The organism is Pseudonocardia sp. WMMC193 (genome assembly GCF_021728735.1).
GTDB classification, from domain to species: Bacteria; Actinomycetota; Actinomycetes; order Mycobacteriales; family Pseudonocardiaceae; genus Pseudonocardia; species Pseudonocardia oroxyli.
On sequence record NZ_JAKKDO010000001.1, the window covers coordinates 77,523 to 99,781 of the forward strand.

Sequence of the window (22,259 nt, forward strand, 5' to 3'; positions counted from 1 at the left end):
GCTGCCATGACCATCGCAGTCATCTGCCTGGCCGTCGCTCTCGTGGTGATCGGGCTGGCATGGGCAGCCGGCCGCCAGCACGGCCGCCGCGGGATGGCGGCGGGCCAACCGGCCACGACCGCTGATGACGTCCTCATCATGCAGGCCCGGCAACTGCATGCAGCCGAGATCTCCTCGCGCCTTCCTGCGCTAACCGCGCTGGAGCAGCACGCGCAGGCGACTCCCTGGCACCGGGCCGCCGTCGTCGAGACCCTCACCGGCTACCTGCGCTGCGCACCGTCCGGCGACGAGACTGTCCGACGAGCTGTGCAGAGAACCCTGTCCGCGCACGCCTCCCCGGCACACGGCGATGCGTACTGGGGAGAGCTCGACCTCGATCTCGACGGCGCCGAGCTCACCGACCTGGACCTCAGCGGCGCCGTGGTTCGCCGGATCTCCGCCCGCCGCGCCCAACTCCGGGGAGACACCCGGATGACCGCACTCCGGGCGCGAGACTCCGTCCTGCTCAGCGGCGCGACTCTCTATGGCGACATGCACTGTGACGACATGATCGTCGAGCACCGGACGGACATGGCCCTCGCGACCTTCAAGGGAGCCTTCTCCGCGGATGGCTGTGCTCTGCACGGTGGGACGGTGCTCTCTGGTGCAACCTTCTGCGGCCCAGCCAGCTTCGCTGACACGATCTTTTTCGACTCCGTCGCACTGAGCGACCCAAGATCTGGTCCTGCTGCCTTCCGGGGAAAAACCAGCTTCGCCCGCGCCAGGTTCACGGCCGCGCGGCTGGACCACGTGGGGTTTCCTGCAGGGGTCGACCTCGAGGACACACGGTTCATCCGCACACCAGCGACCCCCACCACAGCAGTTGCAGTCCTTCACGCCCTTGGCTGTCAACGATGACGATCCGGTCATGACGTTGGAAGCTTGAGGTCAGATGGTCCCTCAAGGCGGGGGCATCTGGCCCTCATCTTCTTGCTTCTGGTCACGGCCCAGCTCAAACTGGCTGCCGGTGCAAGTTGCAGAGCGGCATTGCGGCCAGCCGTCCTAGAGCCGTATCTTTGCTACCAGCGATGAGCGAAGTGGCAGAGACTGTGAGGAGGTGAGCATGAGTCGGTTTCGATGGTCAAGAAGGCGATCGAGGCGGCAGGCCCGTGTGTCAATCATGGTCACTGATTCGGCCCCACCTGCTCTGGCTCGGCACCTCAGTTGTCTCTACCTCCGTTACCTGGGTCGTTGCACGCTGGCTGGCCTTATTAGTCTGGCTCTTTCGGATTGCGTCGTAGTGTCGGTGTTCGCAGGTCGTGTCGTTAGAGCGTCATCTATAGACCCCTGCGAGGCGCCGTGCCTAGAGAGAGTGGAGGTGGCATGTGTGGACTGCACTTGCTCGATCCCCACAGCTCGATGCTCGGAGCTCACTCGCGCTACCTCGATCGTGACTTCGGGTCTCGCGGCTACCCGTCCGTTCGACTTCAGCCACCTCGGGGCTCTGTTGGAGCCTTCTCCCGGGGCTATCATCGATCTGGCCCAGAGCGGGGAGCTACCGGACTTGACCGGTCGGGCCGTGATGGTCGCCGGGCTCGGGCGCACGGTCGGGCCGCAGCCACGACCTCCTGCTTCGAGCCACCGATCGCTACTAGCGGTCTGGAAGATGGTCCTGCTAGAGCCAGTAGCCGCAGAGGTGAAGGCGCTTGATGAACCAGCGGCAGTGCGTCGCGGCGTCGTTGGTGGATGGTCCATGCCAAGTCATGCCGGCAGGCAACCAGGGCAAAGACGTGCTCGCGAGACGAGGGCCGGCCGCCGTGGCCAGGATTTGACGACTTCTCCGTCCCAGAGCGACCGTGCAGCCTCTTGCAGGCTGGTGCCTAGGAACGTGGTGGCGGCCAGCTCTGAGAAGTTGACCGCGGTAGGCGACTCTGGTGAGGCCGCCAGAGCATCGGCGAACTCACTCCACAGGGCGAGGGGCCGAAGACGAGGCTTGGCGGCAATCAGCCGTTCCGGGGTGGCGCCGAGGGGGTCTCGACCTGTAGCTGGACGTCCACCAACCGCGAGAGCTGCTGGACGGGCTGGGTCGACCCGGTCCTTGCTGACTCGTCACCAACACCAACGCATTGACATGTGTCCATCTATCTGAGCTTCCCCAAGTTTGTTGTCCGACGCTTCCGGCCAATCGACAGGGGAGATGCCTTCGCTGGCACGAAGGCATCGCGGGGGAGGGCGTGGTCGCAAATTGACCACCCCTCCCTCTCGCAATCGTCTTGCAGTAAGCGTCACCGCAGGGCAGTGGTCCGAATCCGGAGCGCTGCCCTAAATTGTGTGCGGTGATCGACTATCGGTCCGGACATTTCTAACGTCCAGTGCAGGCGAAAAGTTCCCGCGCAGAGGCCGCACTTTCCCCTCGTTTTCCTTCAGCATCTCCTTCTTGTTCCGGTGCGAGTTCCCGGTGTACTTCTTTGCTGCGACGAGTGGGCTGCCAGGCCCGCGACAACTCGTCGAAGGCGCGTTTCGCGCGTCTGGTCGGAAGCGTCGACAGCAAAGGAGAAAGAGCCATGACGAACCCGTGGAAGACCGCCGTCTTCGGCGGCATCCTGGTCGAGGAGACGGTCATCGCGACCGTGCTCCCGCAGGTGGGGATCGACACCCACTCGACGATCGCCATCGCGACCGCCGTCGCGGTCGTGACCTGCGAGGTCGCCCTGCGGCTCTTCGGCCGCGGTGGCCGCGGCGGCGGGACGTCGCCCCAGTTCCTGTCCCCGTCGCCGGTCACGGCCTGACCGACACCCTGCCCCGGTCCAGGGGCTCCGCATCACCTGGGAGCCCCTGGACCGGGCAGACCTGGGGAGGCAGGATGTCCGAGTTCACCCGGCTGTTGAGCGAGGCGAAGGTCCTCGTCGAGGTGGTGCACCGAGGAGACGTCACCCGTCGCGACGCGGAGAGGCAGTTCCGGCTCCTCCTGCGCGACTTCCGGGTCGCCGCGGGCGCCCCGACGGTCAAGAGCGTCGCGCTCAAGATCAAGCAGTACCGCGTGGGGCGCGCGCCGGAGTCCTTCGGCGACTCGGAGGCGACCGTGGAGCGCGCCTTCGATGTGAACAGGGCGGGGCTCCCACGCTGGAAGCTCGTGGAGGCCGTGCTCATCGGTGCCTTCGAGGTGCCCGGCAACGGGGTGGTCGGACCGGTGAAGGAGGCGTGGTCGGCGGTGGCAGGATGCCCCACTTCATCCACGACGTCCGCCTCGCCGCCGGTGCGTCGGGAGAATGCAGCGGTACCGCGTGCGTGCGGTGTCTGCGGCGCGCTCGTGCTGGACTGGAGTCTGCACCGGCGCTGGCACGGCCCCCGCGGTGAGCTGCACCCGCTCGAGGCGGAGGCGGTGTAGGAACCTGATCGCCAGGTGGCCACCGTGCAGTCCTCCCGGGCTGTGCGGTGGCCACATGGCGTTCTCGCCTCACCGACCTGAGCGAGGAGGCTCCGTGGCGACCGGCCGCGTACCCCTGCGCAGGGTCGGTTCTCCACGGGGGCTCGGAGGAGCGCTGCCAGTGCCGTGGTCACCGCCATCCTGACGGGGGTGCGGGCACGGCGGGGTCAGGGCGGCCGCCGCGGTCGCCGCGGGATGGACAACGAGCCCGTCGGAGCTCGCGGGCGCCCCGACCTCCACGGGTTCCGGGGAGGGAGCCGCCCCGGAACCCGGGACGGCCGGATCGGGTTCAACCGGGGCGGGGGCTGCCAAGGCGTTGAGCTGGGCCTCGATCTCGGTGACCCTCCGGCGGGCCGCGGCGAGGTCCTCGGCCTGCGGGAACGGCTGCTCCAGCTGCGCGGTGGCCCGCTCGATCTCGTGCCGGGCGTCGGTCAGGCCGCTCTTCTCGTCGTCCAGCACGCGGTCGAGGTCGTGAAGTCGGTTCTCCATCCGCACCGCGAGGGAGGCGGGCTTGGCGTCTTGCAGCTCCCGGAGCGAGCCCTCGGTGCGCGCGCGGATCACCCCGGCGATGCTCAGCTCGTAGCCCTTCTTCAGCTCCGACCGCAGGATCGTCGCGTCGAAGGTCAGGCCTCCGAGCTCCGCGACGCCGTTGATGGTGATGTTCCCGCCCGGCCGGTTCAGGCTGAGGAGCAGCCGGTTCATCACGGCCTGACCTGCGTCGGAGCGGGAGTCGTACGTGCGGCCGTCCACCGTCATGACGAACCTGTCGCCGCGGGTCTCGCGCCGACGAGCGATGGCGGCCTCGATGCTGGAGATGTTCCCCTCGAGGCGGCCGATCGCGCGCTGGTTCTGCTCGATGGAGTAGCGCAGCCTGCTGCGGGCCTGCACGTGGGAGCGCTCCAGACGCTCCAGGCGCGCCAGGTCGGCGTCGGCCTTGGCCTTGTCGAGCAGCAGCGGGTTGCCCGCCGCGAGCGCCTTGACCTCGTTGTAGGACAGGGCCGAGTCGCCGATGTCCTCGATCTCGCGCTGGTCGAGCCGCCCCCGCATGACCTGGGCGATGAAGGTCGCCTTCCTGCCCACGGTCTGCCAGGAGTAGGCGTCGAACGAGCCCTCGACGACGTAGCGGTACAGACCGATCTCCGAGTGCTGGTTGCCGCGGCGCAGGGCCCGGCCGTCTCGCTGCGCGAGGTCGGCCGGTCGCCAGGGACAGTCGAGGTGGTGCAAGGCGATCGCCCGGTCCTGCACGTTGGTGCCCACGCCCATCTTGGCGGTGCTGCCGACAAGCACCGAGACCCTCCCTGACCGGCAGGCCTCGAACAGCTCGCCCTTCTCACGGTCGTTGCGGGCCTCGTGGATGAACCGGATCTGCTGTGCGGGGAGGCCTCGCTCGACCAGCAGCTCTCTCAGCGCCTCGTAGACGTTCCAGCGCTCGGGGTGCGGCGTGGACAGATCGCAGAACACGAGCTGGAGCGCACCGCGGACGGGTTGCTCGCGCGTCGACTTCTTCTCGTAGTAGACGTTGTCGCGGTTCTCCTGCCAGATCCTGGCGATCTCGTCGGCGGCGACGTCGATCTTCGACTCGCCGGGAGGGGCCTGTTGGCCGACGAGCCGCATGTCCAGCGCGGCCGCGCGGCCGTTGCTGGAGATCAGCAGCATGTTGTCCTGGTCCGGCTCGACGGCACGCTGCTGGACCTTTTCGGCCCGGGCGGCGAGCTCGACGATGTAGTCCTGCAGCTGCGGTGAGGGCGGGATGACGAACGTTCTCGGCGCCCGCTGGCCGTCCTCCGGGCGAGGCAACAGCTCGGGCCGGGGCAGCTTGAGGTCCTCGGCGGTCTTCACATCGCCGCTGACCCACCACATGCGGAGCAGCTCGGGGACGTTGTGGAACCGGGCGAAGCGTTGCTTGAGTCGGAAGCTCCCACCGTCTGGGGACAGCTCGACGTCGGTGGTCGACTGGCCGAACGTGGCCGCCCAGGTGTCGAAGTCGCGCACGCCGGCGGCGTCGAGAAGGTCCGGCCGCAGGTAGCGCTGCATCACGTGGGCCTCGGTGATGCTGTTGGCGATCGGCGTGGCCGTGGCGAGTGTCCCGACGCGGAGTCCGTGGCGGTTTCTCAGGTAGTGCAGCTTCATGTCCAGGTCGGTCGCCCGGTTCGAGCCCTCGATGGCGGCGCCCGGGATGTTGGAGACCGTCCGCAGGTTCTTGTAGTCGTGGGCCTCGTCGACGACGACGTAGTCGATTCCGGAGCGCTCGAAGGTGACCGCGGGGTCGTAGTCCCGGGCGAGTTTCTCCTTGATCCGCTCCTCGGCGCTGAGCAGCCGGGCCTCCATGCGCTTGGTCGACAGGCTGCGGATCCCCTCGGCCTTCTCCCGTTCCAGGGCGGCCCGCAGCTCGGCCAGCTCGTTGTCGAGGTAGGCGCCTTGGGCCTCGGCCGTCATCGGGATCCGCTCGAACGCCGAGCGGGTCAGGATGACCGCGTCCCAGTCGCCGGTGGCGATGCGGGCGACGAACGCGCGCCGCCGGTCGCGGGTCAGATCGGCGCTGGATGCGGCCAGGACCTTGGCCTGGGGGTAGAGCTGTTGGAACTCCCGCGCCCACTGCTCCAACATGTGGTTGGGGATGACGATGGCCGGCTTGCGGATCATCTTCAGGCGCCGGAGCTCCATGACCCCCATGGCCATCTCGGCGGTCTTGCCTGCGCCGACCTCGTGGTAGAGCCCCACCGCGGGCTCGGAGATCATGCGCGCGACGGCGGCGACCTGGTGGGGGTTGGGCTCGAAGGTCAGTGCCAGACCGGGCAGCGAGAGCTCGACCTCGTCGTAGCTGCGCAGCACTAGGGAGTTGAAGCGGTCGTTGTAGACCCGCGCGAGGGTGACGGCCCGCTGTGGGTCCTCCCATACCCAGTCGCTGAAGCGCTCGGTGAGCTGGTCGGCCTTGGCCTGCGCTGCGACGGTTTTGGAGACGTTGAGCTTGCGGCGGATGCTCGTTGAGCCCTCGGGGGAGGTGTACTCGAACTCGTCGTGCACCGTGATCGGCTGCTGCTTGAGCAACGCGGACGCGATCTGTGGGGCGGAGAGGTCCTCCGTGCCCCAGGTGCTGGTGGCGTTGATCCCGAAGTCGCGCCCCTTGACCAGCCACTGGGAGCCGTAGGGGTGTTCGACGGTCAGACTCGGGTCCTCCAGCGTCTCGCGGAGGAACTGCTCGACGTAGCGGCCGTCGATCCAGGACGCGCCGAACCGAGCGACGATGTCCTCCGGCGCGATGTCCGGGGGCACGACCTCCTCGAGGGCGGCGATGTTGGCCGCGAACCGGTCGTCGGTGGCTTCGGTGGCTTCGGTGGCGGCCGCGCGGGCGAGCGCCAGCTTGTCCCTGACCTGACCGGAGAGGTACTCGGCGGCCGGGATGAGCGTGCCCGGTGCGGCCGGGTCGTCGAAGACGAGGCGGGCGAGACGTGCGCGTGCCTCGTCCGGTCCTACCCCCAGGAGTCGCGCGATCTCGTCGAGGTCGGCGCGTCCGTGGGTATCCATGCAGATCGCCAGCGCGTCCTCGGGGGAATCCGCACCGAGGCGCGGTGTCCGCGGGGCGACGACGCGCTGCGTGAAGATGTCGGCCTTGGTGGCCTGCTGGGATGTGGAGTCGAAGTTCTCGAGCGCGTAGACCAGCACGGAGTCCGGGTCGCTGCGGAAGCCGCCCTGCTTGGCCTGGATCCGCGCCAGGATCTCCTCGCCTGTCTCCGGGTGGGTCCGCCCGGTGCGGCGCCAGGTGAAACGGTTGAGGGGGCCGAACCGCTCGCTGTAGCCGTCGTAGCGGTCCTTGAGCTGCGCGCGGAGCTGGTCGATCTCCGCGGTGGGCTCCAGGGAGGCGGCCTCGGCCTCGAGGAGCGCGACGACGGTGTCGCGCAGGCCGAGCAGCTCGCGGAGCTCGGGGCGTTGGGTGCGTGGCACCGCGAACGGCTCGGCTGCCCCCTGGTTGATCTGGACGAATTCGTCGCCCTCGATCATCAGGTGGCCTGCGGGAAGTTCGGCGGACCGCGCCACGAGGGCGGCACGAGATGACGCCGAGACGGCCACGGTGGGGGAGTGGGCCAGTCCTGCGACGTGGGCGCGGGCGACCAGCAGCTCCAGCTTCTCGCGGAGCAGCTCGGCGGCCGGACGCTCGCTGATCACCGTAGGTTCGGCATCGCTGAACTGGCCACGCCCGACCGCCAAGGTCCCGCAGATCATCTCGGGGTGCTCGGCGAAGTAGGAGCTGATCCGGATTTCCTGCCCGTCGACGTCGACGAGCTGCGTCAGCTCCCAGTCGTCAGGGACCGGCTCGGCGTCGGGCTCGCGTCGCCGGAGAACGAGGAGGTCGGTCACGACCGGGGTCCCCGCGGCACGTTGGTGCGCTGCTCGCGGGAGTCGGATTGCGCCGACCAGGTCGGCGAGCTCGGCCATCTCACGACGAGCTGCAGGGTTGGCCGCGTCGAGGGTGTAGCGCGAGGTGATGACGGCGACGAGCCCACCCGGGGCGGTCAGATGCAAGCTCTTGATCAAGAAGTGGTTGTGGATGGAGTGTCCGCCACGGTTGTACTGCCGGTCGGTCAGGACGGACTTTGCGAACGGCACGTTGCCGACGGTGAGGTCGAAGGCGCCCTCGGGGGCCGTGGTGTCGGCGAAGGACTCGCTGAGGATCTGCGCGTCCGGGTAGAGGGCCGCGGCGACCTGCGCAGTCGCGGCCTCCACCTCGACCCCGACCATCCGGGCCCCGTCCGGCGCAGCGGCGATGAAGTTGCCCGAGCCACAGCCGGGCTCCAGTACCCGGCCCTCGGTGAACCCGAGCTCCTGGAGGGCACGCCAGATCGGCGCCACCAGACCGGGATCGGTGTAGTGCGCGTTGAGCGTGCTGCGGGCCGCCGACTTCCACTCGGCTTCGCTGAGCAGCGAGGCCAACTCCTCGCGGGCCCAGGCGAACTCAGAGCGCGCGGAGTCGAACACCTCGGGCACCGCACCCCAGCCCGACCAGGCGGCGATGATCCGCTGTTCTGCCTCGGTGGCCGGTCGCTCGTCCGTGCGCAGCGTGCGGAGGGTCCGCAGCGCAGCGATGTTCGCCCGGGTGCGAGCGACGGAGCCGGAAGGCACCAGCGGCTCAGTGCCGACAGGCCGGAACCGAGCTGGTGGCGTCACGGCCGACGGCCGGTGGACCTCTGCCTCAGGCAGCTCAGCAGCCTGGCGCTCCGAAGGCTCGCTGGGAGACCGACGGTCAGGGTCGGAGACTCTCGGGCCGGTACGAGGCTCCGTCGGTGCCTGAGCACTGATGACGCCTCTGATCCGGTCCCAGCGTGGCGAGTTCTGCGGATCCAGCTCCTCGGCCTGAGCGATGAGGTCGAGGGCCCGCTGTCGGTCACCGCCGTCGAACGCGACTCGCGCCTCGGCGGCGAGCTCGGCGGCGACCTCGGCTTCCTGAGCACGTTCGTCAGCGAGCTGCTCGTCCGTCTTGACCGTGCCGTCGAGCAGCTGCGGGTGCTCCCGCAGGTAGCGGTAGGCCCAGTCCCACTCCTCGCGGGTGGCGTCCCGGACGTGACCTTCGATGACGTAGCGGGCGGCGGCCTCAGGACCGCCGCCCCCAGGCGCTCCGGGATGTCCGTAACGCGCCGCGTAGTCCTCCAACGCGCGCACCAGGGTCCGAGCCCGAGCCGGCTGATCGGCGGGAACCCGCGGTTCCTCCGGGCCGCGAGCGTTCTCGGCGGCTAGAGCCGAAGCGGTTCCCACGCTGCCCGCCGGCGCCGCGGGCTGCGGCGCGCTCAGGGTGAGTGTGGCGGCCAGGTCGCGGAGGTTCCTGCCCAGTGGATGCCCGCCGCTGCGCCCGACCCGCCCGTCCGGTCTGGAATAGGTGTGTCCGCACTTCACCGAGCTCAGCCCGAGGACGTCGAGCGCGTCCGCGAGGGCCTCCAGCTCGGCTGCCCGGTGACGTCGTTCGTCGGGAGTCAGCCGGGCCACGACCTGCTCGACGTGGCTGTCGAAGCGTTGCTCGCGAGTCGCCGAGTCCCTGAGCAGCTGGCTGGCCTGCATGGCGGCGGTCCAAGGGCCGGGGAGGACGGGATCGCGCTGCCAACCTGCGAGTCCGTCCTCAATGCCTTGCAGCGCCACCTCGGCCAGATGCGGAGCCAGGACACCACGGAAGTCGTCGTGGGCTCGGTACTGCGCGGCCAACGCCAAGTTCGCCAGGTCGACGCCGCGGTCACCGGTCGCACCGGGATCTCGGCGGTTGCCGCTGACGACGTTGAGCCGCTCGACCTCGGCCTTGGCCGCCTGGAGCTCCGGGTCGCCCTCACCCCGTTCCCACCGTGCGTAGACGACCTTGACCCGCTGCTGGATCAGGTCGTTCAGCTCGCGCTGGGACAACGCGCCGAACTCACCCGTGCTGACCAGACGCGGGTCATCGGACGAGAGCCGCGGCGACCACGAGGACTCCGTCGTGTGGAGTGGGACGGCTACCGGGGGGCGGAGTCCTCGATCAGGGGCGTCCACGGGTCCACCGGGGAGCTCTCCGCGAGCACCTCGGCCGCCTCCGGCTCCGGCGGGAGCAGGACCTGCTCGGCGAGGACCATCTCCCGAGCCCGTTGCCGAGCCGCGTTCAGACGACCGACCTTCTCCAGGTACGTCTCCCGCGCCGGGTCGTCCCCCGCCAGCTCCGTGCTCAAGTCGGTGATCTGGTCGGCCACCTCCAGGCCCAGCTCCGCGAAGAAGGTCTCCGGGCTCGCGATCTGGGCGTACCGGCTCGGCAGCCACCGCCGCCAATGCGTCATCGCCTGCGCGCCGTACTCGTTCATCCTGGTCACTCCGGTCTCGTGGTTCGGTGCCATCGGAGCCCGACGCGGTCGGAGCCGGATCCGCAGTCTCGGACGCGGTGCCTCCGAAGAGGAAGTCCAACGCGAGCTGGTCCTCCGCCGGAGCTGGTCGCCGCCGTCGTCCAGGCACCTGCTGCCCCTCATCCCGCAGCGTAGGCCGCCGCGTGTCTGTGTCGTGGGATTACGCCGGGCTGTGCCCGGCCTCGATCGCCTCGTAGTCGAGGAAGTACGACTCGTGGGGCTCGTCGTGTCCGAGCGGGGTCGCCCCACTGCCCGTGCTGTGCATGCCGCCCTTGCAACCGCAGAAGGGACCGTTCTCGCTGCACAGCACGCCGAGCTGGTGGTCGAGGTGTTCGAAGTAGACGACCATCGCGTTGCCGTCTCCGGCGATCACCGCTTCCGCCCAGGACCGTCGTGCCGCCTCGAACCGCGCGATCGCCTCGGGATGCAGCCACCACTTGCGACACCAGTACGGGTAGCCCCCGGTCTGAGGGACCTTGCGCTCCAACAACAACGCGACGTTGTCGCGGACCCAGGTGACCAGACGACGCATGTCCAGGCCGATCTCGACGTCACTGTCCGGGGCCGCAGCGTCCGGCGGCGCGGGCAGGTCGCCATCCCCTGCCCCGTCGGTGCGGTCGTCGGGGATCGGGCCGGGGACGAGGCTGAAGTGCTCCTCGACGTCGTCGAGGGCGCTGGCGAACTCCTCGACGCGGTCCTCGAGGTCGCTGACCCGTTCAGCCAGCGCAGCGTGGTCACCACGTTGGCGCGCGACCAACGCGACCAGCTCCGGGTCACGTCGTCCCGTCGGCTCCTCGTCGGGGTGCGCGCTCATCGCGGCGCTCGAAGGGCGTCCTGCTGAGCCAGGATCCGGGAGAGAGGGTTGTCGCGCCCCAGGGAGGCGATCGCCGCCTCCCGGACCTGCGCGCTGGCCTCGGCGGCGAACCCGGAGATCGTGTCGGCGTCTCGCTCGGCGTACCAGGGCATGAGGTCGATCAAGCCCGGCTTGCGGCCGGAGGAGATCAGGACGGCCTTCGTCTTGGGCAGGGCGGCGACGTCGGCGGCGGACAGGATGCGGTCGCGCCGGGTGGACAGGGTCGAGGAGGACCCGCCCTTGCCTCGCTGATCGGAGTAGGTGGGGACGTCGTGGTCTCCGATGAGCCGAGACACGTGCTCGCAGAACTCCGGGTCGTGTACGCCGGCCCCAATGAGCTTGATGGTGGCCGCCGACCACAGCTTGTCCATCCCGGAGCGTCCCCAGATCGCCACCCCTTGCTGGTAGGACTGCAGGAAGCTGGTGACCTGGATGGACATGCTGCCGAAGTAGCTGTAGAGGTCAGGCAGGTTGCGGATCGGGCAGATGTTCGCCGCCTCGTCGAGCACTGCGCGTACCGGCGGGTCCACCCGCCCGCCCCGCGCGGTGGCCGCGGCCGCGGTCGTTCGCAGAAGGTGATCCACCAGCGCTGCGACGACCGGGGCACCGGTGCCCGCGCCCTCCCGGGTGAGGAGGTAGAGCGTGTCGCGAGGAATCGGGTGTCCGTAGTCGTCCTGCTCGTAACCGACGACGAAGCGCCACGGGTCGAGCTCCTCGACCCGGTTGACGTGAGGCGCCTCGATCCAGGTCGCGGGGGGCGTGACGTAGCGGGCGACCGCCTCGGACTCCAGGCAGCTGATCGCGGTCAGGGCCGTTTCGTACAGGCCGCCGCGCTGGTCGGAGGGTGCCTCGATGGTTCCCTGCAGACCCGTGGCTATGTCGGTCATCCCGGCGGCCCGGAGCAGGGCGACGGGTTCCTCGCTACGCGTGGCGAGCCACTGCCTGACGTCGCGCAGGCTGTAGGCGGGCCCGCTCGCGGCCGCCGCCACGATCAGCTGGCCGAGCAGCCGCTCAGCGCCCTTGGTGAAGTACGGATCGGCGCGTTCATGCCCGGCTCCCACGGTCTGGGAGAAGTGCGTGACCAGGAACTGTGCGTCTGCCATGTCACGGATCCCGGCGAGCGGGTTCCACCACCAGGTCTGGGCCACGCCCGCGATGCGCTGCGGGTCGAGGACGAACACCCGTCCCAGCTCCGCGCGCAGCCCGATCGTCAGGGTGTAGACGTCGACCTTGTTGCTCGTCGTGATGACCGGGCCGGGCGCCGACAGCACTGCCGGGACGACGACGGCCGAGGTCTTGTTCGACCGTGGGCCCGCGATCTCGAGGAGCACGTCCTCCTCCGAGGCATAGAGCTGCTCGGAACCGAGCCTGCCCAGGCGCAGGCCCAGATCCCTCTCCGTCACCGAGGTGTCGGACAGGGACGGGCGCAACTGGACAGCACGTCGACGCGCTCCACCGCCGTACATGTCGCGGTAGTCGCGGCGGCGAGCCAACGACCTGCTGGGGCTTCCGTCCGTGGCGGCGCGGCGGGCGGCCCAGAGCCCGAGCAGTACTACGACGGACAGCACCGGCAGACACAACAGACCGAGAGCGCCCCAGAAGATCCACCGCGAGCCGTCAGCGCCGATCAGCGGGTCCAGGGTGCCGCCCCCAGACGCCTGTAGGAGCGCGGTCACGGTCGCCGAGCCGAAGGCGGGAGGGACGAACCCGTAGCCTGCGGCGGCCTGGCCGGCCAGCCAGAGGACGACGCTGACCAGCAGGCCGGTCCCGAGCACGGCGAGCAGCACGAGCGGGGCGGCGATCTCGCGGAGCAGGAACGGGGAGCGGGCGTTCACGGCGTGGCCCGGCGCCAGGCCTGGTCGGTGTCGTAGAGCTGCCGTTCGGTCGGTACCAGGCTCATCGCCACCGGCAGCCCCATCCGCTCACCCGACTTGATCAGGTACTTGCCGCGGCCGGGATGGGCGGTGCCCGAGACCCACGTCGGCGGCGCCGCCCACGAGCGCACCATGCCGCTCTCCTGAGCGGTCAACGGTGCGATGCGTCGGATCCCGTCGAGCTCCTTGTCGGCCATCCCACCGAGAACCATGACGCCGTTTCGGGAGGCCATGCCTCTCGCCTTGGCCCGGTCGGCCTCCGTCGGGAGAGCCTCGAGGTCGTCGAGCGAGTGGGTGACCTGCGCGGAGATCTCTCCGCGGTGCCGGCCGAGGCGAGTGACCCGGTCGGAGCGTTCCACCAGCCCCGGAGCGACTCGCAGCGCCCGCCACAGCTCGTCCTGAACGCGGAAGATGTTCCGCCGGCGCCCGAGCGCTGCCGAGCCGTCGATCACCGCGGCGGCCCAGGCCCAGGAGGACAGCATCGCGGCCGCGACGACCTCGTCGTCGTCATCGTCGAGCGCGGAGATGTCGAGGGACAGGGCCGGAGTGTCGATGTCGGCCTCGACGGAGGACCGGCGGTCGAAGATGCCGCGGATCGCCCCCGCACAGAGCAGACCGAGGGTGTTGAGCAGGTCGCGGGCGTCGCGACGGAACATGGTCTCCGTCTCGCACGCGGCGATGCTCAGCAGCTCTGCGGGCGGATTGGTGAGCACACGTACGACGTCGGGGATCGTGGGCTCGCCGGTGGGGTCCGCCGAGACGGCCAGGTCAAGAGCGACGTCGAGCAGTCTCCGCTCGGTCACCGCGATCTCGGAGCGACGGACGATGACGACGAGGGCCTCCAGCAGGGACAACCGTCGGGCCCGGATGGTCTCCTCCAGCCGGGCCCGTTCTTGGCCGGAGCTCTGCGCGAGGGCGCTCCGTAGCGGGCCCGCATCGAGGGGATTCAGAGAGTGGAGGCCGCGCCCGATCCGCCAGACGCGCCCGCCGAGGTGATCGACCAGTGCGGTGTACTCGCCCTTGACATCTCCAGGGACGACCGCGCTGAAGCCGAAGCTCACCAGCCCCACCATGAGCCTCTTGACGATTGTGGACTTCCCGATGCCGGGCTGCCCCTGGATCCACATGCCGGTGTTGGAGACCAGCCCCTCACGCAGCCACTCGGACGGATCGAGCCCGATCGGCTCGGCGGTGTGCATGTGGCGCCCGATCGGCACGCCCGGTGTGGCCGCGCCCGAGCTGACCGCGAACGGGAACAGCCCGCACACCTGCTGGGTGGTTCCCTGATAGAGGACGCCGCCTTCGACGTTCGCCGCGCGCCCGCCGCCCGGGGTCGTCCAGCCCCAGCTGCGCGGCACGGGGCGAGAGCGGTAGTGGGTGCCGGGGTCATCAGCACTCGGGGCGGCGGCCGGGCGCAGGCGCGCACCGGCCACCGACCCTGGCGGAGCCACACCGTTGGGCGAGGCCGAAGTCGGATCGACCGTGGCGGTCATCGGCGTGCCCTTCGTGCCAGTTCGACGGGATCGAGGCCGAACCCGAGCGCGGCGGCGAAGCCGGCCATCTGCGCGCCGCGCAGACGACGGAGCCGCAGCTTCGACTGACCCGCGCGCTGTTCGACGTCGGCGGTCGCCGCCGGGACCAACTCTTCTCGAGCGACCGTCGTCGACACGTAGAGGCAGAAGCGGCCCACCCCGGCGCCCTCGGCCTCCTCACGGGCGCTCTGTAGCGCCCGAGCGAAGTCGTCGCGCTCCCGTTGGGTCTCGTCCCGTTTGGTGCGCTTCGCCCAGGCCCGGCGGACCTGGGTGTTGGTGATCTCGCGCTCGACCTCGTCGGCGGCCGCGCCGGCCGAGTAGGGCTCGTAAAGCATCGTGACGCGGCGAGGGAAGGGGCCAGGGGCGAGTAGCGGGGTCAGTACGCGGTCGACGACTGCCTGTCGGGGCGCCTCGCTCAGCGCCCAGGCGACCGAGATCCCGGAGTCGTGGCGCCAGTGATCCCATGCCTCGTTCGCCCGGATCGGGCCGGCCTCTCCCCAGATCAGCAGCTCGGAGTCGCCCGAAGGAAGTCGCGTGACGTCGCCCCGGCTGGCCGGGTCGTAGGCGATCCGCAAGCGTCCGGTCAGCCACGCCGCGGTTGCGCGGCCGAGGACGGCGACTCCCGCCATGCTGAGGCTCGCCTCGAGCCCGGGGAGCCAGCGAGTGACCTCGGCGACGGCCTCCATCAAGTCCTGTGGCCGCGGCGTCGCGCGAGAGGGGTCGAAGGTGATCGCGACTCGGGTGTCGACATCGGCGCTGGTCGCGGGCGTCGCGTCGACCAGCTCCGCCATCACGTCATGCGCTGCCTGCGGTGCAGAGGGATCGAGTCGTGACGAGACGTAGTCGCGCAGGGTGGTGCCGCCCGACGGCGCGGTGTCGACGGTGACCGCGATATGGCGGACCATGCGCTGGTACCCGAGGTCGGCCAGGAACGCGCCCCAGGACGCGACCCAGGCGTCTGCCTGCGCGCGGTCGGCCAGGTCCAACCCGACCGGACTGACACGGACGACTGCGGTCAGCCATCCGGTGCGTCGATCCCACAGCAGGCCCTGCTTCCCGCCTCGACCGTCGTCGGTCGAGAGCGGCACGAGCGGGGCCATGGGCCCGGGGAGGTCATGTCGGCGAGGGTGGTCGGTCAGCATCCCTCCGGAGAGCTCGTGCCACCCCGCGGAGCGGGATCTGCTGAACCGGATACGTCGGATCACGACGTCCGACAACGACTGGCCGCCCACCTTCACCAGTACGGCGACCAGGATCAACGCCGAGATCAGCGCTGCGATGAGCGCGACCTGGGCCGAGACGTAGGCGAGCATGATCGGCACCATGACCGCGACGAACAGGGTCAGGCTCTGGCCCGGCCCCAGACGCCCGATCCCGAACCCTCGGGCGCGACGCCAGTTGCCGTACGTGCGTGGCGCCGCCTCAAGGCTCATCGCTGCTCACCACCCTGTGTGAAGCCGTCGGCAGCGGTCTGCCCGGCCTGCTGGGCTCCTCGGGCGACGGCGGCACCGGCGGCGGCCGCTGCTCCAGCGGGTCCCGCCGCGGCGGCTACGCCGCCACCGCCGCTTGCCGCGGCTCCTCCTCCGGCGCCCCCGCCGCCACCGCCGCTTGCCGCGGCTCCTCCTCCGGCGGCCCCGCCGCCTGTGGCCCCCGCGGCTGAAGCGGTTGCTCCACCGGGGGAGGCACCTGCCGCCCCGCTGCCCGCGGCCCCGGCTCCGGCGGAGCTCCCGCCCCCGCCGCCCCCGCCTGCGGATCCGCTCCCCGACGCTGAATCCGCGCTTCCGGGACCTGCGGTCAGCGCCCGCGAGGACCCTCCTGGTTGACCGGCGCCAGACGGTGCCGAACCCGGCCCGGTCATCTCCATCCCTCGCGCCGAACGGAGCGCGGCCATCGACGCAGCCCCACTGGCGCCGGCGGCCAGGGCGGACCCGACCCCACCACCTCCGGACGCGCTGACCTGGGTCCAGGAGAAGAAGCGCATCATCGCGGGCATGGCCACAATGGCCAGGACGATGACCATGATCCCGGTCATGATCGTTGTGAAGTCCTGGCCGTTGCCAAGCAGTTGGAACCCGATGGCGTAGATGACGGCGGCCATGGGCTTGTAGAGGACGAGCGAGATGGCCCACGGCAGCATGCGGTTGAGCCACACCTTCGTCGAGTCGTTGATCGAGCCGGAAGCAGCGACCGGGAGCAGCACGGCGAGCACCATCAGCCCGGCCTGTCGGATGAAGCCCAGGACCCACTGGATCAGTGCGAGAAAGGCCAACAGGCCTGCGGTGATCAGCAGCAGGAAGGAGTTCTGGACTGCCCCGGGGGTCAACGCGCCGCCGATCCGCTCGGCGAACCCGCCCATCGAGCTCTCGACCAACCACTGTGAGAACTCGTCGCCGGCCTTGATCGCAGCCGACATCACCGCCAACCCGAGCAGGCTGACCACCGCGTAGCGGAACAGGCCTAGACCGACGTTGATTGCCGGATCCTTCCTGCGCGACAACATCATCCGGATGGCCTGGACGAAGATGGAGCCGGTCAGCATGGCGATGATGACGGGGGTGAGGTACTGCTGCAGGTTGCGGACGGTGCTGTTGTCCGGGTCGACCGATGCGGTCTGCACCCACCAGGTCATCGCGTCGCCCACGAGCCGCCCCGCGGCCTCGGCTGCGCTGTTCGCGATGTCGTCGAACGCGGAGGCGGCCGCGGCCTGGGCCTTGCAGGTGATGTCAAAGGTTCCGCAGTCAGGCATCGGGGCCTCCCAGGGGTGCGAAGCCGTCGATCACGGTCACGAACTGGGGACGACTCAGCGGAACCTGCATCCGCCAGTCGCCATCAACCCACTGCATCGTTCGCTCCATCTGCGCGTAGCCCCGCATCGCGCTGGTCTGGGGAGTCTCCGCAGCGATCGAGACGACCACGACGTCCCCGGTGGGATCTCCGGACAGCCGGTAGGCGAACCGGGTCGCTGCGGTGTTGGCGGCGTTCTCGGAGCTGACCTCCGCCCGTGCGGCGGCGATCGTCCCCTCGACGTCCCCGAGCGTCTGCATGCGTGCCGTCGCTTCGTATACGGCAGGTCCCGCCGAGGACGACAGCCGCGTGCTGATGTTGATCGCGGCGAGGGCGGCGCCGAGGGCGTCGTGGGTGAAACCCATCGCGGCACCGGACGACTCTTGGCGAGACGGGCCGTGCAGGGCCGAGACAGGCACCGGCTGGCCGCTGACCCGCTGCCAGGTGATGTCGCTATCCGTCGTGGGGGCCTGCCCGGTCGGGGGAGCGTGTTCGCCGAGGTCGTCGCTCCGCCCGAGGAGAAAGGCGATCGATGCGATGACGAGTACGACGACGACTGCGAGCGAGAGAATCAGGCCGCGACGTCGGCGGGACGGGCGGCGGCGCGTGTCCGCGCCCTCGTTCATGATGAAGCTCATCGGCTGGAGGCTCCCGGGGAGAGGGGGTTGGGCCGGGCGGCATGTCAGACGACGACGGAGACCAGCCCGGCGGCGGTGGCGACCAACGCCAGACCGCCGAACACCCAGACCGTGCTCGACACACCTTCGATCGCCAGCTGGTTGCGGTTTCGCCGGCCCAAGATCATCATGCCGCCGCAGATCATCAGCCCTGCGACACCCGAGACCAGACATCCCCACTTAATCCACGCCAGGATGGTGTTGGTGAGGTCGCCGAGTCCTGGTGGCGCCTCCGGCCCCGGGTTCGGGATGGCGGCGGCGAGGAACGCGTGCAGCATGACGAGATCTCCTAGTAGCGGTCCGGCCGGCCGGCCGGGACAGGTGTGGGGTGGATCGGGACGCGGCCCGGGGCGGGCGGTCGCATCGCCGACAGCAGAGGCGCAACTTCGTCGACAAGGTGGCGCATCGCGCCTACGAACCCCCGCCAAGAGCGGGGGATGTCCGTGCCGGGCCGGAGGAGTTCTGTGGCAACGGTCAGTGGGTCGTCGAGGCTTCGCCAGTCGGCCACGAACGGAACGGTGACGATCGCTGTCACCACGCCCTCAGTCATCCGCAGCCGCGTCTTGACGTGCGATGACAATGACCCGGGGATGTCCTCGACAACGGCTAGAACCGGGGGCGGTTGGTCGTGTGACACCGCGGCCAAGGCACGCTGGGCGTTTCCGATGGAGTGCATCGTGGAGCGACACACCAGAATCTCGACGGGAGCGCCGCCGCGGTAGATCCGCGAGTCCTCGCCGTGCAGCGCCGACGCGATCGTCGTCGTGCCCACGCCTCCCGCCGCCCCGGCGATGCGTGGCCGATCAGTCTCTGCAGCCATCGAGTCTCACCCACCGCTCTAGTACAGATCAGGTCGCCATGAGACTATACAGTTGTGGCCGTCGAGACTACCTCTGAGTCGACATGGAGTTGCGTCGCGTGAACTACAGCGAGAACTACCGCGAGAGGGCACGCGGACGCCGCTGGGTCGGCGGTATCGCCGCGGTGGCGATCGGCGCGGCCGTGGTGGTCGGTGCGTACTTCATCGGCCAGGAGTCGCGCACGGCGCCCGTCGTCGAACCGGCGGCATCACCTGGCGGCCCCCAGGTCGCTGTGGCCTGGCCCGCGGTCGCAAGTCCGGATCCGATCCTCAGCGCGACCTCTTGGCTGCACGCTTACCGCACAGTGACTGCGCAGGATGCTGCAGCCAGTGCCTGGATCGACCGTGTGATGCCAGTCGTCACCGGTCAACTCGCTGACTCATACGAGCAGGCTCGAGAAGGGTCGAGCGGGGCGCGCTGGACGGAGTTCCAGGAGCGCGGATGCGTCACCACGGTCGAGGACGCGGGCGGTGTGATCCCTGACGAGGCCCCCCGAACCGAGACGGTGGTCAACGTTCAGGTGAGCGGTCGCGTCACCACGATCTGCGCGGATCGTCAGGCGCCACCGACGCCGGACGAGACCCTCGGGGCGACGCTCTCCTTGGAGAGGGGAGACGATGGGCTGTGGCGAGTCAGTAAGCGATTGTACTGATTGGAGCGTTCTCCATCTATACGATTGGCTGCCATTCCACGCCGATGAGTCAGAGCGTCAGAGGATCGGTGCGAAGCTGAGCTGCGGCCCGCAGGGCCTCCTCGGCTCCCAGTAGGTGGCCGACGGCGGGGGGTGCGTCAAGATCCGCCATCGCCTGCACGCACGCGGCCGCGGCAGCGGTCAGTGCCTGCCGTAGCTGCGAGCGCAGCTCGTCGGCACTCCACTCCTGGCGCACTCGGGATGCCGCGGTGTCGAACTGTGCTGTCGCGGCATCCGATGCCAGCCGGCGCAGGGTGGCCCACTCGTGGAACGGAGTACCACGCAGGGCGCCCAGCAGTTCGTCTGGCGAGGTGGCCTGAACGGGGATCGAGGTCACGTCTCCTCCGGGGGGTGGCGATGTGCGACCGAGTGTGGAGAGTCGGCTCGTCGAGCCGACACGGCGTGCTGCCATGACTGCGCCGGCCCGCTCGGGCGGCTGAGCCGCGACTGTCGCCAGCTCCGTCATGTGGCGACCTCGTCTCGTCGACTGACGCTGTGGGAATCAACTGTATGCGTCAGGACGCTAGCGAGTGGAACCAACTGTTGCAAGATCAGGGTTCGTCTTGTGGCTCACACGCTGCCCGAGCGAGCCTCGCGGTTACCGCTCCAGCACTATGAAAAGCCATGTATCGGGATGGTCGACACGGGAGAGCGTGGCCATCGACTGGTCGAGCGGGGTGAATGCTAGGGAATCAACTGTTGCTCTCGGTGGTTCGTGTCGTACTCTGATCGCAACTTCAGGGCGCGACCGGCGTTGCCCACGAGGGAAACACTTGTAGCCCCGATGGGGTGATGAAGGGGAGACACGAGTGGTGGCAGCTTTCGCAGATCGGCTGAACCGGGTCTTCCGTGCCTTCCCACAGACACACGGCGGGGCGCACCTGGAGACCCGCGAGTGGAGCAACGAGCAGGTCTCGCGAGCCGCGGAGGAGGTCTACGGGCGTTCCTTGATCAAGCGGCAGCACCTTCGTCTGTTGAGGTCCGGAGAGCGACCGAGGCCGTCCATCGAGACCGCCTCCGCCATCGCCCGGGCCTTCGAGCTCCTCTCCCGAGATGAGGCACATCCCGGCGATGCGAGCGCGATCGCGTCCTACCTGACGCTGGATCAGGACGAGGTGTCAGCGGAGGACAGCGCGAACATCGCGGATCTCCGGGAGCGGCTGAGCCGGCCCGACATGGAGTCCGTGATCCAGGAGGCGATGCGGGCCAGCGGCGTCGAGAGCATCGCCTTCCGGGCCCGCGGGCTCTCGCCCGAGTCGCTCAAGGCGGTCCTCGGCATCATCGAGCACTCCAGGACGCTGGAGGGCCTCGACGACGACCGGAACCACCTCGACAAGGGTCAGCCGTAGCGCTTCTTTCGAGAGGCCAGGAAGTCATGCAAGGAGACCTCGGCGTCGGACCCCCGAGGGGCGTGTACCTCGAAGCCGCCGGCGCCGCCGGTACGCGCACGAGTCAGCGCCTGGTTAGCCGAGGACACCAGATCCTTCGTCGTCAGGCCGCTGACGGGGAACTCGGCGCACCCCACAGCAGCGGAGAACGAGTCGGGGGAGGGGCCACCGTCAGCATGCTCGACCTCAACCGCCTCCACCGCTCCGATGAACTTCCGGGCGAGTTGCTCGAGATCCTGCTCGGCCGCCGAGGGGACCAACACGGCGAAGTCGTGACGACCGAACCGTCCCAGCAGGTCATCAGGCCCTGCGACTTCGAGCAAGCCCAGGCTGATGCTGCTCAGCGCCTCGTCGGCCGCACGGCGACCACGAGAGGTCGCGAACGCGCGGAATCCCACGAGGTCGATGAGGAGCAGGGCAGCAGGCTGTCGGCGGCGTGCACACTCGCGGAGCTCCCGGCGGGCACGCCGGTGCCATGCTGCGCTGTTGAGGAGCCCGCGGTCGCCGTCGGTGCTCTGCTCGATCTGCTGGACCGCGTAGAAGCGGTGAAGCAGCAGGACCAGGGGCAGGAGCATCACCGCCATCCAGGGAGAGGACCCGGCCAGGGTCGTCGCGAGGATCCCGCCCAGTCCGATGGTGCCGAGTTCCAGAACGTTCTCCGCTCCCGTCCCGATCGCATCCCTGAGTGTGAGTTCCGGTCGGGACAACGGGATCACCAGGACCACCAGCCCCGTATTGATCAGCCAGTACACGGCCAGCGCCCCAAGGACGACACCCAGTCTCGGGAGATCGGACACCCCCTCGGCGAGTTGAACTCCGCCCGTTTGCAGCACGGCGGCCGTTCCGAGGCAGGCCAGCATCGAGGTGGCCCGCGAGTAGAGGCCGCGGTAGGCGAGGTTCCCCGCCGGGCGCAGCGCCCTCGTCCAGTGATGAGTGAGCATGACGAAGGTGGCGGTGGAGCTCAGAGCGCCTGGAAGCAACAGCGCAGCGGAGACCGTCCAGGCCGAGGTGATGTCGAAGTACCCGATGTCACCTGCAGGACGCAGGGTGTTGGTCGCCTCACGCCGGTTGGCCTCGATGTCCGCGACCACCTCGGTGTGAACCACCCCGAGCGCGACGAGCAGACCGGCGAGGAGCAGCTCCCGGCTCGACACGTGCAGGTCGGTCCACAGCAGGGCGGTCAGGGTGAACGCCGCGCTGATGATCAGCAAAACCAGACACAGGACCGGCGCGCTCTGCTGCCACAGCGGCCAGGTCGTCGGCCTGCGCCAGGAACCCCGCTCACGAGGCGATCGATCCTGTTCGCCGCTCACCGCGGCCTCAGCTCGCACAACTCGCGACACACT

The 22,259-nt window shown here is 69.4% G+C and carries 17 protein-coding genes; 5 read left to right on the forward strand and 12 right to left on the reverse strand.

Features of this window, described 5'->3' with window-relative positions:
• Window positions 1-6 precede the first annotated feature (6 nt).
• The 3 genes from L3X23_RS00385 (at window position 7) to L3X23_RS00395 (ending at window position 3,367) form a co-directional block, all read left to right on the forward strand.
• The gene (locus tag L3X23_RS00385; RefSeq protein WP_237190030.1) at window positions 7-897 is read left to right on the forward strand and encodes a pentapeptide repeat-containing protein; all 891 of its coding nucleotides are present in this window, start codon (window positions 7-9) and stop codon (window positions 895-897) included.
• A 1,646-nt stretch (window positions 898-2,543) separates the two neighbouring features.
• Window positions 2,544-2,768, forward strand: coding sequence for a hypothetical protein (locus L3X23_RS00390; protein ID WP_237190031.1), 225 nt, complete (start codon window positions 2,544-2,546; stop codon window positions 2,766-2,768).
• 74 nt (window positions 2,769-2,842) lie between these two features.
• On the forward strand, window positions 2,843-3,367 hold the full coding sequence (locus tag L3X23_RS00395) for a hypothetical protein (protein WP_237190032.1): 525 nt from the start codon (window positions 2,843-2,845) through the stop codon (window positions 3,365-3,367).
• 69 nt (window positions 3,368-3,436) lie between these two features.
• Here the strand turns inward: L3X23_RS00395 and L3X23_RS00400 are convergent, their stop codons facing one another.
• The 10 genes from L3X23_RS00400 to L3X23_RS00445 all read right to left on the reverse strand — a co-directional run bounded on the left by L3X23_RS00400 (window position 3,437) and on the right by L3X23_RS00445 (window position 18,794).
• Window positions 3,437-9,787, reverse strand: coding sequence for an SNF2-related protein (locus L3X23_RS00400; protein WP_237190033.1), 6,351 nt, complete (start codon window positions 9,785-9,787; stop codon window positions 3,437-3,439).
• 89 nt (window positions 9,788-9,876) lie between these two features.
• Complete coding sequence (locus L3X23_RS00405; protein WP_237190034.1) at window positions 9,877-10,224, reverse strand: hypothetical protein; 348 nt, start codon at window positions 10,222-10,224, stop codon at window positions 9,877-9,879.
• 190 nt (window positions 10,225-10,414) lie between these two features.
• A complete protein-coding gene (locus tag L3X23_RS00410) occupies window positions 10,415-11,068 on the reverse strand; it encodes a DUF4913 domain-containing protein (RefSeq protein WP_237190035.1) in 654 nt (217 codons plus the stop codon).
• The gene (locus L3X23_RS00415) at window positions 11,065-12,942 is read right to left on the reverse strand and encodes a type IV secretory system conjugative DNA transfer family protein (RefSeq protein ID WP_237190036.1); all 1,878 of its coding nucleotides are present in this window, start codon (window positions 12,940-12,942) and stop codon (window positions 11,065-11,067) included. Before L3X23_RS00415 ends, L3X23_RS00410 begins: the two co-directional genes overlap by 4 nt.
• Entirely contained in the window at window positions 12,939-14,339 is a 1,401-nt protein-coding gene (locus tag L3X23_RS00420; protein ID WP_237190037.1) for a hypothetical protein, read from the reverse strand. The genes L3X23_RS00415 and L3X23_RS00420 overlap by 4 nt, the downstream gene beginning before the upstream one ends.
• Window positions 14,340-14,470: 131 nt before the next feature.
• Window positions 14,471-15,946, reverse strand: a complete 1,476-nt coding sequence (locus L3X23_RS00425) for an SCO6880 family protein (protein ID WP_237190038.1) — start codon at window positions 15,944-15,946, stop codon at window positions 14,471-14,473.
• The gene (locus L3X23_RS00430) at window positions 15,943-17,154 is read right to left on the reverse strand and encodes a hypothetical protein (protein ID WP_237190054.1); all 1,212 of its coding nucleotides are present in this window, start codon (window positions 17,152-17,154) and stop codon (window positions 15,943-15,945) included. The genes L3X23_RS00425 and L3X23_RS00430 overlap by 4 nt, the downstream gene beginning before the upstream one ends.
• 97 nt (window positions 17,155-17,251) lie before the next feature.
• Window positions 17,252-17,935, reverse strand: a complete 684-nt coding sequence (locus tag L3X23_RS00435; protein WP_237190039.1) for a hypothetical protein — start codon at window positions 17,933-17,935, stop codon at window positions 17,252-17,254.
• Window positions 17,936-17,979: 44 nt separating this feature from the next.
• Complete coding sequence (locus L3X23_RS00440) at window positions 17,980-18,252, reverse strand: hypothetical protein (RefSeq protein ID WP_237190040.1); 273 nt, start codon at window positions 18,250-18,252, stop codon at window positions 17,980-17,982.
• Between the two features lie 11 nt (window positions 18,253-18,263).
• Window positions 18,264-18,794, reverse strand: coding sequence for a hypothetical protein (locus L3X23_RS00445; protein WP_237190041.1), 531 nt, complete (start codon window positions 18,792-18,794; stop codon window positions 18,264-18,266).
• Window positions 18,795-18,892: 98 nt separating this feature from the next.
• Here L3X23_RS00445 and L3X23_RS00450 point away from each other — a divergent pair, with 98 nt between their 5' ends.
• Window positions 18,893-19,486: a hypothetical protein gene (locus L3X23_RS00450; RefSeq protein ID WP_237190042.1), complete on the forward strand. Its 594-nt coding sequence runs from the start codon at window positions 18,893-18,895 to the stop codon at window positions 19,484-19,486.
• A gap of 49 nt (window positions 19,487-19,535) precedes the next feature.
• Here the strand turns inward: L3X23_RS00450 and L3X23_RS00455 are convergent, their stop codons facing one another.
• Window positions 19,536-19,862 carry a hypothetical protein gene (locus L3X23_RS00455; RefSeq protein WP_237190043.1) on the reverse strand — a complete coding sequence of 109 codons (327 nt, stop codon included), beginning with the start codon at window positions 19,860-19,862 and terminating at the stop codon, window positions 19,536-19,538.
• A 475-nt stretch (window positions 19,863-20,337) separates the two neighbouring features.
• Between L3X23_RS00455 and L3X23_RS00460 the strand changes: the two genes are divergently transcribed.
• On the forward strand, window positions 20,338-20,874 hold the full coding sequence (locus tag L3X23_RS00460) for a hypothetical protein (RefSeq protein ID WP_237190044.1): 537 nt from the start codon (window positions 20,338-20,340) through the stop codon (window positions 20,872-20,874).
• Here the strand turns inward: L3X23_RS00460 and L3X23_RS35920 are convergent.
• The gene (locus tag L3X23_RS35920; protein ID WP_237190045.1) at window positions 20,865-22,226 is read right to left on the reverse strand and encodes a GGDEF domain-containing protein; all 1,362 of its coding nucleotides are present in this window, start codon (window positions 22,224-22,226) and stop codon (window positions 20,865-20,867) included. The two genes, L3X23_RS00460 and L3X23_RS35920, sit on opposite strands and share 10 nt — an antisense overlap.
• Between the last annotated feature and the right edge of the window lie 33 nt (window positions 22,227-22,259).